Origin of the sequence: Microcoleus sp. bin38.metabat.b11b12b14.051 (genome assembly GCF_013299165.1) — a bacterium.
In the GTDB taxonomy this organism is placed as follows: Bacteria; Cyanobacteriota; Cyanobacteriia; order Cyanobacteriales; family Microcoleaceae; genus Microcoleus.
This window is the reverse complement of the sequence record NZ_JAAFKD010000020.1, coordinates 81,677-97,232: the sequence shown is the minus strand read 5'-3', so window position 1 is coordinate 97,232 and position 15,556 is coordinate 81,677. Positions and strand designations below refer to the sequence as shown.

Here is a 15,556-nt window from a genome sequence, read left to right as displayed (position 1 = left end):
CAAAGGATTTCAACTCACACCATGCTACAAGACACCCAAACAATCCGGCACTACCAAAAACTCACCGACGCCCTCGTCGAAATGTGGAATAGAGGTTATCGTTTCGATGATTTGCGGCTTTACTTAGATGGCTACCTCGCAGCCCTGCGACATTGTAACAGCCTGGAACCCTATCTGATTCACAGATTAGAGGAAGAAGCAGCGCGTTACATTCACGATCCTTCCAATTTTGAAATGCCACAGCCACAGACACAAACTGAAGCCGACTACTATTAACACCAAATTCGGTTTAATAAACCTACTAGGTTTGATCGTTCGGACTTCAGTCCTGTCTTGACGCTTTTAATGAATAAGGACTAAAGTCCTCACGATCAAACAACCGATCGCTAATCGGACATGGTATCAGAGTCAGGAAGTCACAAGCTGTAGCTGCAAAATAAAAAGTTTAGTAGGGCGGGGCTGTTGTGTCCGCCCTACTGTTGTTAGAGTTAGAAATTTGAGAAACTTTTAAGTTCGGAACTCAGAATTTTTAAAGTCTTTAACTCACAATTTACAACTCACAACTTTTTTTTCCTTTCCCTTGAGTTTTCTTTAAGGAATGACAATTAAATAACTTCCACAAGTTTGTGAGATGGGCGTCCCGCCCGTCTTGAACAGGCAGGATGCCTGTTCCACAATAACAATTAAAATTGTAAGTTATTTAATTTGCGATCCTAAGAAGCCAAAGCTACTTCTACAGCTTCTTGCAATTCGCCCTTTTGATACATCTCGATCATAATATCCGAGCCGCCAATAAACTCGCCGTTGATATAAACTTGGGGAATTGTCGGCCAGTTGGAATACTCTTTAACGCCTTGACGAATTTCTTGGTCTGCTAACACATCAACAGTTTCGTAAGGCACTCCCAAAGTATTGAGAATTTGCACCACAGTATTAGAAAAACCGCACTGTGGCATTAACTTATTGCCTTTCATGAAGACCATGATTTTGTTTTGCTTAACCAATTCTTCAATTCGGTCATGTGCTGTAGTCATGGGTATCTCCTAAGATTGTTTAAAAAATTTTAAACGTTGACAGTTGTTTCTCATTACCCAGAAACCGGGTTTTTAACGAAAATCTCTCGTTACAGCCATAGATACCGGTGAAAAACCCGGTTTCTTTGGTTGCAATTGTTTCTCAAGCAAATATTGAGACTAGCACAAACTTGCGATCGTCAATTGCCACTGAAAAACTAAGCAACCTCACTTTTGGCTGCCCATTCTGCGGGAGTTAAGGTTTCCAATGCCAAAGCGTGGATAGCTTCACTAGCCATTGCCTCTTTGAGAGCTCCGTAAACCAGTTGATGCTGCTTGACTCGGCTTTTCCCTTCAAAGGCGGCAGAGATTACTCTCGCCTGATAATGGTCGCCGCCGCCGGTTAAATCGTCAACTTGTATCTTAGCGTCGGGCAACTCTGCCTTAATCATTTCTGCTACTTGAGACGGTGTAACCATTGGTTTCTGTGATAAAGGGCTGTATTGAGTATTTTAGTGGAACTACTTGTTAGACGATCGCGGTTGAGTTGCAGCAGGCCGGGGATAGGGCGCATCCACAAAACCCAATTCCAGTAACTGCTGGTAAGCTTTTTTGCCCAAGTCGCGAGTTGGCTGCTGCGATCGAATAATCTGAATCAGTAGGGGAACAGCGAGTTCTGGCTTGTTTTGCGCCCGGTGTACCAACGCCAGCCGATAGGTAGCTTCGTCGCGCATTTGGGCTGTTTCCACAGCTTTGGTGCGGTTGCTGTCTGCCAACCGGATGTCAATTCCGGCAAAACTGCTGCCCAGTTGCTGGTAGAAGTTGGAGAGTTGATTAAAAATTTGGCGGGATTCTTGGAGTTTTTGAGCGGCTAGCGTGTAATTTTGACTTGAAATAGCACCACTGGCTTCTGTCATCAAACGCTGACCGCCTGCAATGCTCAGCACGCTGCTATCTTGGGTAACAGGGCGGAGGTTGTTGGGGTCTGTGGGGTCGTCGGCAGGTTCGACTTGCGATCGGCTATCTGGTCTAGAAGGTTGTTGTGCTTGGGCTTGCAGCGGTTGCAACAGGGTCAAAACTGCGATCGCCCCGATCGTCATCCGGGCAGTGAAGCGAAGCCAGCAAACAGTTCCAGAGTATACCATGAAATTACTTTGCGCCTCGGCGCTTTAAAAAGATATTTAGCTTGAGCCGATCTTACCATTGGCGATCGCAACCGGCTAAGTGTAAACCAATTTTGTTCAAATGTCAAAAGGGGCGATCGGGCAAAAGGCTGTTTAGGAAAATCATAGTAGAGACTTGACATGAGGTTCTCACTATGCGAACATAAAGGTGTCGTTTCAAAGCAAGGGTACTTGTGAAATGAGACTAATTTCCAAGAAAAATCTGGAGAGTGCGATCAAACCCTACGCCGATGCCCAGAGTACGATCGCAGCCTGGTGCAAGGTCATGGAAGACAACGATTGGAAATCGCTACAAGAGATCCGACAGGGGTATTTTAAATCCGTCGATCAAGTCTATGGATATACCATTTTTGATATGAAACACAATAGGTATAGATTAATTGTACAAATTAACTATAGCACCGGATATGTACTTTTTAAGAAATTTTTAACCCATGCCGAATATAGCAAAATCAACTGGAATAATAAACATGAAGTTAAGGAAAAAATAGGTTGATTTTTCACTAAATACATCAGGGATCTTTACAATTGCCCTGATGTATTCAATAAATCAAAAACATTCATTCCAATGGTTAACAGCATGACACTAAGAAACAAACACCCACCTAGATCAACTTCATGACAATATTCTTCCTGCTTTCTTCTTCGTTTTTTCATGAAAACTTGAATGAACTATGAACATCACAATTGAAAAAATAGCTTACGGTCAACTGCTGGCGAAATCTCAGCCTAAGCCCATCCTGAACGAAGAAGATTACGATCTTGCCCTCGCAGAATTAGGATCTCTGATGTCTAAGGAAGAATTAACCCTAGAAGAAGAAACTTTACTAAGTCTCTGGGGGCTGTTGATCGAAGAATACGAATCAAAATATTACCCAATCCCAGAAGCGAGTCCCCAAGATGTTCTGTTACATCTCATGGAAGTTCGCGAACTCAAACAAGCCGATTTAGTCGGCGTGATTGGTTCCAAAGGAGTAGTATCTGAGGTGGTTAATGGCAAACGGGCGATTAGCAAAGCTCAAGCTAAGGCGCTGGGAGAATTTTTTAACATTAATCCTAGCGTGTTTATTTGAGAGAAGAGATAAGATAATACGGCGGTTGAAACCGCGTCTACACAAACTTTCACCCGCCTCCGCGGGTTGAAGAGATCAGGCGGTTGCAACCGCCCGTCTTCTCTCCAAAATCAAACAGGGACATTTCTGATGGTACAACCAAGCAAACCAACCTCCGCCATCCTCCAAAACTATCAAGGTATCGGAGTTCCCGAAGCAAGTCTGGCAATAATTTTGCAGCGCGGCGGCGATGAATTGTTGCTGTCAAAAGTTCCTAACCGCTTTACAGTCAGCCTCTCATCAACAGTATCAGCCTCGAACAATTGGGCTGCAACAAATCAGGCAAAACTTAACCGTCGCGTCAGCCAAAGCAATCTCGAAGAATATCTAGTGGCGCCGGAAAACCTAGATGCAGCAATGCAAGCCGCCCGCGCCAGCGATGCGGTAGCTTTTGCTAGTCATGTTTATTGTCCCGCAAATAATCCGAGTACATTCTTTTATTTGACAGATCAAATTACTATTCAATTTGGCGAACAAGTAAACGAAGAGTCGCGAAAGTCGATCGCCAATGCAGCAAGTTTAACCATAAATCGGCCAGTCGAAGGCATTCCCAACACTTTCATCTGCTTCGTCAGCAAACAAGCAACTGAAAACCCGATCAAAATTGCCAACCGCTTGACAAGATATCCAGAAGTTTTGATCGCGGAACCCAATATTATCCTAGAAACTCAGCAACATTATACACCTCGTGATCCGCTTTATCCCAAACAGTGGTATCTCAATAACAAAGGTGGTGACCAACTTGTGGGCGGTGCTCAGATCTATGCAGAACAAGCTTGGGATATGACTCGCGGCGTGCGATCGATCGTAATTGCGATCGCAGACGATTCAGTCGATCTGACGCACCCCGATTTTGAAGGCCAAGGCAAAATCGTCTCACCCATCGATTTCAAAGACGGCGATACTTCCCCGATGCCAGTTGCCGATTCGGACAACCACGGGACAAGTTGTGCCGGTGTCGCCGTTGCGGAAGAAAACGGCAAAGGCATTGTCGGAGTCGCCCCCGGATGCGCCCTGATGCCCATCCGTACCACGGGTTTTCTTGATGATGAGTCGATCGAAAAAATATTCAATTGGGCAGTAGAAAAAGGCGCCGCCGTCATCTCTTGCAGTTGGGGCCCAGGAGCACTTTACTATCCGCTTTCCCTGCGCCAAAGTGCCGTCATCACCAAAGCAGCCACCCAAGGGCGGGGCGGCAGAGGCTGCGTGATTGTGTTCGCTGCGGGGAATGCCAACCGCCCAGTCAACGGCACTGTGGACGAAAAAGGCTGGCAAAATAACGTTGTGGGCGATCGAACTAATTGGCTGTCAGGATTTGCAGTGCACCCGGATGTGATTGCCGTGGCTGCTTCCACTTCCCTCAACAAAAAAGCAGCCTACAGCAATTGGGGCAGCAGTATCTCGGTTTGCGCCCCCAGCAACAACGCGCCCCCGGGAACCTGGCTACCACAAACCGGATTTATTGCGACAGGGCCGGAAGTGACGCAGTATTTGCCCGGTTTGGGCGTGTTTACGGACGATCGAGTCGGGGTTGCGGGCTACGACTCGGGGGACTACACCGATACCTTTGGCGGCACTTCCAGCGCCACTCCAGTAGTCGCTGGAGTAGCAGGTTTAATGCTATCGGCTAACCCTCGTTTGACAGCGCGGGAAGTGCGGGGAATTCTCGAACAAACTGCCGATAAAATTGTCGATGCCGATCCCGATCCGCAGTTGGGTAATCGGTTGGGAAATTACGATGCTAACAGCCGCCGCAGCGATTGGTTTGGTTACGGAAAAGTGAATGCTTTTAAGGCCGTGCAAGCTGCTGTGAGAAAGGGGGGAGGGAATCCGAATATCGGCGGTGCAACGTTCAGCGATATTTCTGGACATTGGGCAGAAAAGTTTATTGAAGCTTTGGCTGCGGCGAATATAATTAGCGGTTTTCCTGACGGTTCTTTCGGGCCTGACAACAGTTTAAATCGCGCTCAATATGCAGCGTTGTTGGTGACTGCGTTTAGTCCGATTCCGAAGGCACAAGCGACAAATTTCATCGATGTTTCTGCGAGTTTTTGGGCGAAAAGTGCGATCGAACGGGCGAATCGGGCGGGGTTTTTGTCAGGGTTTCCGGGCTTGAAGTTCGGCCCGAATCAGAATTTGACGAAGACTGAGGCGATCGTCTCTTTGGTTAACGGTTTGGAACTTAAGGGCCCAAATCCCGATATTTTGAAAGTTTACAGCGATCGCAGTCAAATTCCTAATTTTGCTTTAAGCGCCGTAGCAACAGCAACTGCTTTAAAGATTGTAGTAAACTATCCGGCGCGCGATCGGCTCTCACCGCAGCGGGACATCACCCGGGGCGAGATTTCAGCTTTAATTTACCAGACTTTGGTAGCAATTAATCGCGCCAAGGCGATCGACTCTCCCTACATTGTCTAGCCACCAACGAAAAAACAGGTTTGTAGTGAGGACTTCAGTCCTTCTTTTTCAGGTTCGTAGTGAGGACTTCAGTCCTTCTTTTTCAGGTTCGTAGTGAGGACTTCAGTCCTTCTTTTTCAGGTTCGTAGTGAGGACTTCAGTCCTTCTTTTTCAGGTTCGTAGTGAGGACTTCAGTCCTTCTTTTTCAGGTTCGTAGTGAGGACTTCAGTCCTTCTTTTTCAGGTTCGTAGTGAGGACTTCAGTCCTTCTTTTTCAGGTTCGTAGTGAGGACTTCAGTCCTTCTTTTTCAGAGGACTAAAGTCCTCACTACGAACCTATTTTATTAAACAGAGCTTTCACCCTCGCAAATCCCCCAAAGCCCTCAACGCAAATTGTGGCAAAGCCAACATCCGGCGCCAGCGCCAAGGTTCTTGATAAAGCCGATACAACCATTCTAAATGATTGTCACAAAACCAAGCCGGTGCGCGGTCTTTTGTTCCCGCCCAAATATCAAAACTGCCGCCAACTCCCACCCAAATCGATTGCGGACAAAGATGTCGGTTTTTCGCAATCCAAAACTCTTGGCGCGGCACTCCCAAGCCGACAAAAATGATTTTTGGCTGCATTTGTTTGAGGTTTTCACAGAATTCTGTTTCTTCATCTGCCGAAAGATAGCCGTGTTGAGCAGAAATCGACAGTCGATTAATTTTTTGCTGCCAAGTTTCCGCTGCCTTCGCCGTCACTCCGGGGGAACCTCCAAAGAAAAATATCGGTTCCGAAGCCGGCAATTTTCCAGCCTGTTGCAGTAGCGATTCTGCTAATTCAATCCCGGGAAACCGCTGCACCGGTTTGCCGCGCATTCGCAAATACAGCACTACTCCCGAACCGTCTGGTATCACGAGATCCGCAGAGCGAATTACATCGGCTAAAGCCGGATTTTGCTCGGCTTGGATTGCCATTTCAGCATTCAGTGTCACGACGTGACTTCCCAACCCTTGATGCAGGCGCTGTATCAGCCAACCTGCGTAATCGTCTAATATGTGAACTGGTAGTCCCAGCACTGAGAATTGCGGGCGCGATCGATCCATATTTCTTTCTGTGAGATTCCTACACACCTAGTTATTTAAATTAGCTTAGTTTGGCGATCGACGCACTTGCCAGTTTTGGAAGTAAAAAAACCCGGTTTCTGCCACCAAGAGTCTGTTAAGTCATCATTCCGTGGCCCAGAAACCGGGTTTTTGGTACGCAGCGCGCTAGTTTGTTAGAGTTTTCGTGTAAAGTGCGATCGCCCTCTTGCTCGCTTGCTGGTATAGCGGTTCCCTCGCTTGCTGTGAGGTGCTCGCCAGTTAATTAGCAATGCTTCAACTCCCCAATCTAAAATCTAAAATCTAAAATCTAAAATTTCAACCTGTGCGATCGCTCATTAGTGTTGAATTTTCTTAACAGAGCCGTCAGCGTACCATTCCATCGGCACGAGTTCAATTTTACCATTAATCTTCACTGTAGAGTAGACAATCTTGACGAAAGGAACTGTGTTGTTGTTGTTGTTGCGGCTAGACATGGCAATTACCTTGTTTTGTTTGCAGAACTTGAGAAATGATAGAATCTCTGATATATTTAAAAGTCTATTCATCGCAATTGAGCTCGCATCAGGAAAACCAAGGAAAACGAAATGGCGATCGCAACAACCCAGCGGCAAACCCGGTTAGATTATTACTACCAGCAAATCAAAAACGTCATCCTCAAACGCCAGAACCCAATCACTGGTTTGCTGCCGGCGAGTACCGCCGTTAACGCCCACGGCGACTACACCGATGCCTGGGTGCGAGATAACGTGTACAGCATTTTAGCAGTTTGGGGTTTGGGTTTAGCTTACCGCAAAATTGATGGCGATCGCGGTCGAACATTTGAACTCGAACACAGCACAGTCAAACTAATGCGCGGGTTGATGTTTGCCATGATGCAGCAAGCAAACAAAGTCGAACGTTTTAAAAATACTCAGTTGCCGCTAGATGCCCTACACGCTAAATACAATACTCAAACTGGCAGTATTGTTGTCGGTGATGATGAGTGGGGACATTTACAGTTAGACGCTACATCTATATTTCTGTTGATTCTGGCTCAAATGACGGCTTCGGGATTGCATATAGTTTTTACAATCGATGAAGTCAATTTTGTCCAAAATTTAGTTTACTACATTGGCAGAGCTTACCGCACGCCCGATTACGGAATTTGGGAAAGAGGCCATAAAATCAATCGCGGTAATGCCGAATTGAATGCTAGTTCCGTTGGCATGGCAAAAGCAGCGCTAGAAGCAATCAATGGATTGGATTTGTTCGGAGTTAATGGTTCTCAAGCTTCTGTTATTCACGTTTTGCCGGATGAAATTGCTAGAAGTCGCATTACTTTAGAGTCGCTTTTGCCTCGCGAATCTAGTTCAAAAGAAGTAGATGCCGCTTTGTTGAGCGTAATTAGTTTTCCGGCTTTTGCTGTGGAAGATAAAGAATTAGTAGCACGGACTCGTAATAAAATTATCGACAAATTGCAGGGAAATTACGGCTGCAAGCGGTTTCTGCGCGACGGACACCAAACAGTTTTAGAAGATGCCGATCGCCTGCATTACGAGCCGACAGAATTAAAGCAGTTCGAGCATATAGAATGCGAGTGGCCGCTATTTTTCACTTATTTGCTTTTGGACGGCATATTTGAGGGAAATCAAGCCCAAGTCGAAGAGTACCAGCAGCGTTTGGCATCTCTGGCAGTCGATCGCGCTGGTTTGCCTTTACTACCCGAATTGTACTACGTCCCTGCCGTAAATATAGAAGCAGAAAAGTTAAATCCCCGCAGCCAGCAGCGCTTACCCAACGAAAATGTTCCCCTAGTTTGGGCGCAAAGTTTGTATTTTCTCGGTCAATTGCTGAACGAGGGGTTAATTGCAGTGGGCGATATCGACCCGCTGGGGCGGCATTTGTCAGTCGGGAGACACGGAGAACGTTTAGTACAAATTGCCCTGTTAGCTGAAGACGAAGATTTGCAAGCAGAATTAGCAGCTAACGGCATTGCAGCCCAAACCCCCAAGCAGGTAGCACCAATTCAAGTCCGCCAGACTAAGGAATTATCCGCTATTTACGCCGAGATTGGACGCAACGATCCGCTAGGCTTAACGGGCCGTCCCATGCGCCGTTTGCGGAGTTTGACGACTTCCCGGGTGTTCAAAATTCGCGGAGAGGCGATCGTATTTCTCCCCTCATTTTTGGACAGAGAAGAATTTTACCTAACTCTAGACTACCATTTTTTAGTATCTAAAATCCAAAGCGAAATCGCTCATATTCACCGCCATTGGTATCAGTTGGGACGCCCCACAGTAACGCTAATGTTAACTCATACCATGCTCGAAACTGGCCGGGAAGCGCTGCTGGAATTGATGAAAGAACTCCGCGACGGACACTCGGAAAATACACCTGTCAAACTCGGCAATCTCAACCAGTTAATGCTGACGGCTAGCACCGAGAGAATTGATTTCATGCACGATTTTGAATTCACCGAATCTCCGGTGACAGGTGCAGTAGAAACCCGCAGCTATCTGAATTACAATCCCGAGAAAACTTGGCCGTTGGGTCACACGCAAGAATTCAAATTAGAGTGCGAAACTAATACTAAATTGCTCCTCGCAAGCCTGCGCGGATCAGAGAACTTGTACGAACAAATAGAGTTGCTGCACACGTTAATTCGACTCAAAGGACTAGATTTTGATACAGGATTTGGAAGTGCCGAAGCAACTGTAAAAGTTGTGGATTTGCTCAACGAAGTTTACACAAAAGCTGGAGAAGGTTCGCAATCAAAGATTCAATGGGCAGTCATCCGCTATGCCGCAGGTTTGCTAGATAAGATTGATATCAGCTTGTCGGATGCAGTGACTGATATTTTGGTCAGACAAAAACAAATTGCTGTGGGGAAAGCCTACAGCGAAGATTCGGTGATTTCCCGGCCTGGTTCTTACATGGAAGTGATGGACAAAATTCGGGAATTCTGCGGAGAAGACGTTCGCGATCGAGTTCTCACCCAAGAAGTTATTATCTATCTCAGCGTTTTAATTAAAGCCGAACCGCAGTTATTTAAAGGCTTGCTGACATTGAGAGTTAGCTACTTTATCTTGTTGTTAACCAGCGAATTAGCCCGGGAATTGGGAATTACGCAAAATGAAGCTTACGAACAGTTAATGCAGCTAAGTCCCTTTGAAATCAAAAATCGCCTGCGTCAAGTATTGACAGAATATGAGGAAATGAATCAAATCCTCAAAGAACAAGAATCCCTGCGCGTCAAGCAGCCGGAAAAAGATATTGAATGGGTAGTCGCGCCAGTTTTTGAAGAACCACAAATGCCTGCGGGTGGATGGCGCCGGAAGCGGCAAATGGAAGGTGCAGTTAACCGCGTACCCAAGGATTTTTATCCGAGTGTTTGGGGTTTGCTGCGGCACTGCAAAGGCTTGATTATCGGCGACAAATTAGAGCGCCGAAATCGCTTGGATAGCGATGTGATTTTATCGGAAATGACCCCAGGCGAAAAGAATTTCGCGCTGCAAATTGAGCATTTGTTAAACAAGATTGTAGCGCCAGAATACCGACAAGTGAATATTGAGGCGCTGATGGAGTTGGCGGCGATCGCCCAGCGCAACCCAGAATTAAAAGTAGAAGAATACATCGTTTTAGATGTATTAGTCGGTCACGCGGTGCGGCTCAATTGGCAGGGAAAACACCCGGAAAGAGCGGACAGATACGATGAAGATAAGGCGGCGGCTTGGCAAGGTTTTTATAATACTTCGCCCTACGTTTGTGCGAGTCACGTGCTCGATGCTTTCCGATTTTTGACCACGTTTGGATAGATTGGGTCGGCGATTGTGCATTTAAATTGCATATTAGGGGCGGGCTAGAAGCCCACCCCACAATAATTTGATTAATTATTGACATAAAATTTAAATGCAGAACAGCTTATATGATCTCTCTTTTTTTCCTTTGTGTCCTCTGCGCTCTCTGCGGTTCATTAAAAGAAAATCTCATTCACCAATCAGTCAACTGAATATTTTCAGTAAAATAATGCCAGCTATTAGTTCAATTACACGCGCAATTATCAAAGCATACTTAGAAGTTTTTATCGAAAATCTTATCAATGAATACAGAGGCAGGCTAATACCAAAACTTGACATTCCAGCAGCATATTTATCGTGCAAGTCCTCTAAAGGTCAATTGAAACCGTTTCAGGCTGCTATCATGCCGTCAGAGTTGCTGCGAATTAACGAGTTTGAAAGAGGTTTTAGCAGCGGCTTGGGTACAACCTATGAAGAATGTGCAAAACTGATTGCCCTGGAACATCACAAAGAAGTACACAGAAGCTATGAAATCACTGGCGAAGTTAGCATCGAGGCGATCAATGAAATTGAGCGTCAGATAGCGCTATTCGAGCAGTCAGCAGACAAGAATGCAAGTAAACCTACTTTTGACGAAATGATTCAAGCTGTTCTTGATGCTCAAAAAAATAATCATTTAGTTAGGCGATCGGTCAAAGCAGATTTGTACGTGCTTGCCCGTGACGGGAGCAAGTTTTTCTTTGAAATTAAAGGATCGAAACCGAATAAAGGACAATGCTTGGAGGTGATTCAACGGCTGTTGAGGTTTCATTTACTGTGTGGAGAGTATCGCCCCGATGCTCAATCTTACTATGCTATGGCGTACAATCCTTATGGCCCTAATCGTTCTGATTATAAATGGTCAGTGGCAAGGAAGTACACGCCTTTCGATCGAGCTATAATTATGGGACAGGAGTTTTGGAATATCATAGGAGGAGAGACTGCCTATGAAGAACTTTTGGATATATATCAAGAAGTCGGACGGGAGAAGGGTAAGTATATGCTTGATGCTCTTGCTTTTGGATTTTAGTAGAATACAATTTTTATGCTAGCAATGCCTAGTTTTGAGGCTGAAAATAGATTATGAATTCAGTTTCTGTATTATTGGGAAAGGCGATAGGTGAATATCTTTACCAGATTGTTAAAGGCGATCGAGTACAAGGACGAAAAATAATTGAGCAACTTTCCGTCTTCCCATAACCAAAACTTTAATTTAAATTAAGGATAAATAAAGTGTCAGATCGACTTCATGAATTGTTAACATTTGTCTTAGAAAGGGAAGTTGGAGTACCCGCCAGAAAGTCTCAATCTTTCGCCGGTCACTTTGCGGATTTAGAAGAATTCCTGAGTTTAAGAGCTGAAGCACTTAGAAACGGTATCAGCAGTATTTCTGGCAAAATAGCTCTTAAATTTACTCCTGATGAGATTGAACGCATTTTAGCATTTACATCTTCTGGTAAGCTTTCGCTACAACTTACTATAGCTGAAAATTTTCTAGCTAGTATCTGTCGGGACTTTACAAGGCGTCAGCTAGCTATGATTGAAAATCTGACTTTAGAAAAAATTCATCCCAATCCATTTTTAATTAGGGCGTTAAATCTTGATACTCCAGCAGAAGTTGTCAGACTTAATGTTTATATGGCTGCTACTAGATCTATTGTTACTTCAATGGGATTTTTTATTAAAAAACTATTGATATCTTGTTCTGAAAGTGCAGAAAGTCCGCCCGGTAAGTCAGGATGGGATGCCATCAAAACTACCCGTGATGGCGATCGCTGTTGGATACAGGTCAAAAGCGGCCCGAATGATATGGATAAAGACCAGATAGTCTATTGGGCTGACAAAATTCAGGAAAAAATTAATGCAGGCGATCGCGCTTATATTGGCATAGCTTACGGCAAAAGGACTAATAAAACTGTAACTTTTGGTTTGCTGAAGCAACTTCTGCCCAATTCGGAAATGAGCACTTTAATCGGTCGAGAACTGTGGGATTTTGTCAGTGAAGATACTGATTTTACTGTCAATTTGTTTGAGGTTTTGCGTCAATCTGCGAGTCAAGTTTTAGCACAAAGTTCTATTGCTGATGCTATAGAAAGGTGTAGCGATCGACTAATTGATGAATTTATCGGCAAATATGGTGAGGGAAGTCAAGGTGTTTTTAACTACATCGCAGATATATTTTAGATATAGCGCTTTTGATTTGCTGATAAGATAATTCGTAGTAGCGTCTCACTGGTAAGCTGTTCTGCCAATAAACACTGCATATTCGGGGCGGGCTAGAAGCCCACCCCACAAGAGTTTGATTGTTTTTTGGGACGCAGTTTAAATGCTGATTAGCTGACGAACCTCAAACTACAAAACCCCTTTGGAACTTGGAATCCGACTGGCGCGCCGCGGATCGATCGCCACCGCCATCCGCAAAGCCCGCGCAAATGCCTTGAACGCCGCTTCGACAATGTGATGAGAATTCCCTCCCTGCAACTGTCTGACGTGCAGTGTCATTTGAGTGTGGTTCACCACGGCAGAAAAAAACTCTCTGACTAACTCGGTGTCGTAGGTGCCGATTCGCTGGGTGGGAATTTCCAAGTTGTAGCTTAAATGAGGCCGGCCTGAAAAATCTAGCACTACCTCAATTAATGCTTCATCTAACGGGGCGATGAAGTGTCCGAAGCGAGAAATGCCCGATCGATCTCCGACAGCTTTTGCTAGGGTTTGACCTAACGTAATCCCCACATCTTCGTTCGTGTGGTGGTCGTCAATCGCCAAATCGCCGATCGCCTGCACGTCCAAATCAATCAATCCGTGGGAAGCAATCTGCTGCAACATATGATCTAAAAACGGAATGCCCGTAGACGCCTTGCAAGTTCCCACACCGTCGAGATTCAGGCTGACAGTGACATCCGTTTCTAGTGTCGTGCGCTTCACCAAGGCGGCCCTGGCGATCGCGTTGCTGGAAATTGGAGGAGGTACAGGAGGGCGATCGATTATTTCCATAATTCCCAATTTGTCATTCATTAGTTATTGATAATTAGTAATTGAAGATTACGATTTTTTGAGTATTGAGTCTCAATTGTCGAGTCCTGAGACTTATTAAAAACTCAAAACGGGCGGGCACGGGGGCGCCGCCCCTACAACTCAAAACTCTCGAAAACTGTTACATTCCCATGATTTCGTAACCAGCATCCACATACAAAACTTGACCCGTAATCCCGCTAGAGAGATTGCTGCACAGAAAAGCCGCAGCATTTCCCACTTCCTGCTGAGTCACCGTCCGCCGTAGCGGGGCCACTTCCTCAACGTGGTGGATCATGTCCAGAATGCCGCCAACTGCTGACGAAGCCAGAGTCCGAATCGGGCCCGAAGAAATGGCATTTACCCGAATATTTAACGGGCCGAGTTCCGCCGCCAGATACCGAACATTCATTTCCAAAGCCGCCTTAGCAATTCCCATGACATTATAATTAGGAACTACCCGCACACCGCCCAAATAAGTCAGGGTGATAATACTGCCGCCTTCGGCCATCAGCGGTTTAGCAGCAGCACACAGCCGCACCAGCGAGTAAGCGCTAATATCCAAAGCATTGGAGAAGCCTTGACGCGAGGTGTTGCTGAAATCTCCCGAAAGTTCATCTTTGCCGGCAAAAGCCAGACAGTGAACTAGGACATCTAATTTGCCCCACTTGTCGGCGATGGTTTTAAAAGTAGACTCAATTTCGCTCTCGTCTTGGACATTGCAGGGCAGATACAGACTGGGATTGAGCGGTTCTACGAGTTCGGCGACTTTGCGCTCGTGCTTGCCTTTTTCGTCCTTCAAATAAGTTATGCCGAGATTAGCCCCAGCTTTGTGGAGCTGCTGGGCGATGCCCCAGGCGATCGAGCGATTGTTGGCAATGCCCGTAACAAGAGCATTTTTTCCGGTCAAATCTATCATCTGTATTTCTTCTAGAAGCAACTTGCACCGTTCTCGTTGGCTGTATGCGACAACCCCGCCAGTTTAGACACAACTGATTCAGATTTAACTGATTCAGACACAATTGAGACACAATTGAGACACAATTGATATTAATTTTGCTGTGGAGCTACATGGAGGCGGAATTGAAAAAGTTAAGAGAAGGGCTAGATTTAATCATACAGCGTGTGCTTACCTTAACATTAGATAGCAGTAACAGAATCTCCCGATATTGGAGGTAGGGCAGTATATTTACTCAATAAGCTTAATCGGCAAGTTACAAAGTATTGATTAGTACAAAGGATCTCGTCGTGACACATGATAGACCGCTAGCAGCCGTGTTCCGCCAAATCAGCGGCGGGGCGTTTCCGCCCATTGTGGAAAACTTTGAACGGGGCAAGACAATTTTTTTCCCTGGAGACCCGGCTGAGCGTGTCTACGTTCTGATTAAAGGTGCTGTGAAGCTCTCCAGGGTGTACGAAGCAGGGGAAGAAATTACAGTCGCCCTGCTGCGCGAAAACAGCGTATTCGGGGTGCTGTCTCTGATTACGGGACACCGATCGGATAGGTTTTACCACGCGGTAGCCTTTACGCCGGTAGAGTTGATCTCGCTGCCGATCGAACAAGTGGAAAAAGCTCTCAAGGAAGATCCAGAATTGTCGATGGTGATGCTGCGGGGACTGTCGTCTCGGATTTTGCAAACCGAGATGATGATCGAAACGCTCGCCCACCGAGACATGGGTTCGAGACTCGTCAGCTTTTTGCTGATTCTGTGCCGGGATTTTGGCGTGCCCGGTACGGAGGGGATTACGATTGATTTGAAGCTGTCCCACCAGGCGATCGCCGAGGCGATCGGCTCGACGCGGGTAACTGTGACTCGTTTGCTGGGGGATCTGCGACAAGAAACCATGATCTCGATCCACAAGAAAAAGATCACAGTCCACAACCCGGTGGCCTTAAGCCAGCAATTCACTTGATGCCGAGAAAGTATGGGATTT

At 45.8% G+C, this 15,556-nt stretch carries 15 protein-coding genes; 8 read left to right on the top strand and 7 right to left on the bottom strand.

The genetic code is table 11. The annotated features are described in order from the left end of the window. Positions 1 to 21 precede the first annotated feature (21 nt). Positions 22 to 276, top strand: a complete 255-nt coding sequence (locus QZW47_RS20605; protein ID WP_293130578.1) for a DUF6761 family protein — start codon at positions 22 to 24, stop codon at positions 274 to 276. Positions 277 to 713: 437 nt separating this feature from the next. Here QZW47_RS20605 and grxD read toward each other — a convergent pair whose 3' ends face one another. The 3 genes from grxD to QZW47_RS20590 all read right to left on the bottom strand — a co-directional run bounded on the left by grxD (position 714) and on the right by QZW47_RS20590 (position 2,158). Beyond that, entirely contained in the window at positions 714 to 1,034 is a 321-nt protein-coding gene (gene grxD, locus QZW47_RS20600) for a Grx4 family monothiol glutaredoxin (protein WP_293130575.1), read from the bottom strand. A 197-nt stretch (positions 1,035 to 1,231) separates the two neighbouring features. Further along, positions 1,232 to 1,492 (bottom strand): BolA family protein, encoded by a 261-nt coding sequence (locus tag QZW47_RS20595; protein ID WP_293130572.1) that lies wholly within the window; start codon positions 1,490 to 1,492, stop codon positions 1,232 to 1,234. Between the two features lie 42 nt (positions 1,493 to 1,534). Beyond that, positions 1,535 to 2,158: a hypothetical protein gene (locus QZW47_RS20590; RefSeq protein WP_293130569.1), complete on the bottom strand. Its 624-nt coding sequence runs from the start codon at positions 2,156 to 2,158 to the stop codon at positions 1,535 to 1,537. Positions 2,159 to 2,375: 217 nt separating this feature from the next. Here QZW47_RS20590 and QZW47_RS30200 point away from each other — a divergent pair, with 217 nt between their 5' ends. The 3 genes from QZW47_RS30200 (at position 2,376) to QZW47_RS20580 (ending at position 5,727) form a co-directional block, all read left to right on the top strand. Then, positions 2,376 to 2,693 (top strand): type II toxin-antitoxin system HigB family toxin, encoded by a 318-nt coding sequence (locus tag QZW47_RS30200; RefSeq protein WP_366930910.1) that lies wholly within the window; start codon positions 2,376 to 2,378, stop codon positions 2,691 to 2,693. Between the two features lie 178 nt (positions 2,694 to 2,871). Continuing rightward, entirely contained in the window at positions 2,872 to 3,270 is a 399-nt protein-coding gene (locus QZW47_RS20585; RefSeq protein ID WP_293130566.1) for a transcriptional regulator, read from the top strand. 129 nt (positions 3,271 to 3,399) lie between these two features. Then, entirely contained in the window at positions 3,400 to 5,727 is a 2,328-nt protein-coding gene (locus QZW47_RS20580) for a S8 family serine peptidase (RefSeq protein ID WP_293130563.1), read from the top strand. Between the two features lie 335 nt (positions 5,728 to 6,062). Here QZW47_RS20580 and QZW47_RS20575 read toward each other — a convergent pair whose 3' ends face one another. Together QZW47_RS20575 and QZW47_RS20570 are read right to left on the bottom strand one after the other, a co-directional pair. Then, on the bottom strand, positions 6,063 to 6,794 hold the full coding sequence (locus QZW47_RS20575; RefSeq protein WP_293130560.1) for a WecB/TagA/CpsF family glycosyltransferase: 732 nt from the start codon (positions 6,792 to 6,794) through the stop codon (positions 6,063 to 6,065). A gap of 335 nt (positions 6,795 to 7,129) precedes the next feature. Next, positions 7,130 to 7,267, bottom strand: a complete 138-nt coding sequence (locus QZW47_RS20570; RefSeq protein ID WP_293130557.1) for a hypothetical protein — start codon at positions 7,265 to 7,267, stop codon at positions 7,130 to 7,132. 111 nt (positions 7,268 to 7,378) lie between these two features. On the opposite strand from QZW47_RS20570, the gene QZW47_RS20565 reads away from it, so the two are divergent. The 3 genes from QZW47_RS20565 to QZW47_RS20555 all read left to right on the top strand — a co-directional run bounded on the left by QZW47_RS20565 (position 7,379) and on the right by QZW47_RS20555 (position 12,793). Continuing rightward, complete coding sequence (locus QZW47_RS20565) at positions 7,379 to 10,588, top strand: glycoside hydrolase family 15 protein (RefSeq protein ID WP_293130554.1); 3,210 nt, start codon at positions 7,379 to 7,381, stop codon at positions 10,586 to 10,588. Between the two features lie 211 nt (positions 10,589 to 10,799). After that, positions 10,800 to 11,639, top strand: a complete 840-nt coding sequence (locus tag QZW47_RS20560; RefSeq protein ID WP_293130551.1) for a TdeIII family type II restriction endonuclease — start codon at positions 10,800 to 10,802, stop codon at positions 11,637 to 11,639. Between the two features lie 203 nt (positions 11,640 to 11,842). Next, entirely contained in the window at positions 11,843 to 12,793 is a 951-nt protein-coding gene (locus tag QZW47_RS20555; protein WP_293130548.1) for a PmeII family type II restriction endonuclease, read from the top strand. Positions 12,794 to 12,961: 168 nt separating this feature from the next. Here QZW47_RS20555 and hisB read toward each other — a convergent pair whose 3' ends face one another. Together hisB and fabI are read right to left on the bottom strand one after the other, a co-directional pair. After that, positions 12,962 to 13,624 carry an imidazoleglycerol-phosphate dehydratase HisB gene (gene hisB / locus QZW47_RS20550; protein ID WP_366930907.1) on the bottom strand — a complete coding sequence of 221 codons (663 nt, stop codon included), beginning with the start codon at positions 13,622 to 13,624 and terminating at the stop codon, positions 12,962 to 12,964. A 139-nt stretch (positions 13,625 to 13,763) separates the two neighbouring features. Then, a complete protein-coding gene (gene fabI, locus QZW47_RS20545; RefSeq protein ID WP_293130545.1) occupies positions 13,764 to 14,540 on the bottom strand; it encodes an enoyl-ACP reductase FabI in 777 nt (258 codons plus the stop codon). Between the two features lie 329 nt (positions 14,541 to 14,869). Between fabI and ntcA the strand changes: the two genes are divergently transcribed. Continuing rightward, complete coding sequence (gene ntcA, locus QZW47_RS20540) at positions 14,870 to 15,535, top strand: global nitrogen regulator NtcA (protein ID WP_293130533.1); 666 nt, start codon at positions 14,870 to 14,872, stop codon at positions 15,533 to 15,535. Positions 15,536 to 15,556 lie beyond the last annotated feature (21 nt).

Excerpts from the sequence above, each read along its gene's own strand:
- QZW47_RS20565 (WP_293130554.1), top strand. The coding sequence starts at position 7,379 with ATGGCGATCGCAACAACCCAGCGGCAAACCCGGTTAGATTATTACTAC.
- hisB (WP_366930907.1), bottom strand. The coding sequence starts at position 13,624 with ATGAATGACAAATTGGGAATTATGGAAATAATCGATCGCCCTCCTGTA.
- QZW47_RS20570 (WP_293130557.1), bottom strand. The coding sequence starts at position 7,267 with ATGTCTAGCCGCAACAACAACAACAACACAGTTCCTTTCGTCAAGATT.
- QZW47_RS20585 (WP_293130566.1), top strand. The coding sequence starts at position 2,872 with ATGAACATCACAATTGAAAAAATAGCTTACGGTCAACTGCTGGCGAAA.
- fabI (WP_293130545.1), bottom strand. The coding sequence starts at position 14,540 with ATGATAGATTTGACCGGAAAAAATGCTCTTGTTACGGGCATTGCCAAC.
- QZW47_RS20575 (WP_293130560.1), bottom strand. The coding sequence starts at position 6,794 with ATGGATCGATCGCGCCCGCAATTCTCAGTGCTGGGACTACCAGTTCAC.
- grxD (WP_293130575.1), bottom strand. The coding sequence starts at position 1,034 with ATGACTACAGCACATGACCGAATTGAAGAATTGGTTAAGCAAAACAAA.
- QZW47_RS20595 (WP_293130572.1), bottom strand. The coding sequence starts at position 1,492 with ATGGTTACACCGTCTCAAGTAGCAGAAATGATTAAGGCAGAGTTGCCC.
- QZW47_RS20560 (WP_293130551.1), top strand. The coding sequence starts at position 10,800 with ATGCCAGCTATTAGTTCAATTACACGCGCAATTATCAAAGCATACTTA.
- QZW47_RS30200 (WP_366930910.1), top strand. The coding sequence starts at position 2,376 with ATGAGACTAATTTCCAAGAAAAATCTGGAGAGTGCGATCAAACCCTAC.
- QZW47_RS20590 (WP_293130569.1), bottom strand. The coding sequence starts at position 2,158 with ATGGTATACTCTGGAACTGTTTGCTGGCTTCGCTTCACTGCCCGGATG.
- QZW47_RS20605 (WP_293130578.1), top strand. The coding sequence starts at position 22 with ATGCTACAAGACACCCAAACAATCCGGCACTACCAAAAACTCACCGAC.
- QZW47_RS20580 (WP_293130563.1), top strand. The coding sequence starts at position 3,400 with ATGGTACAACCAAGCAAACCAACCTCCGCCATCCTCCAAAACTATCAA.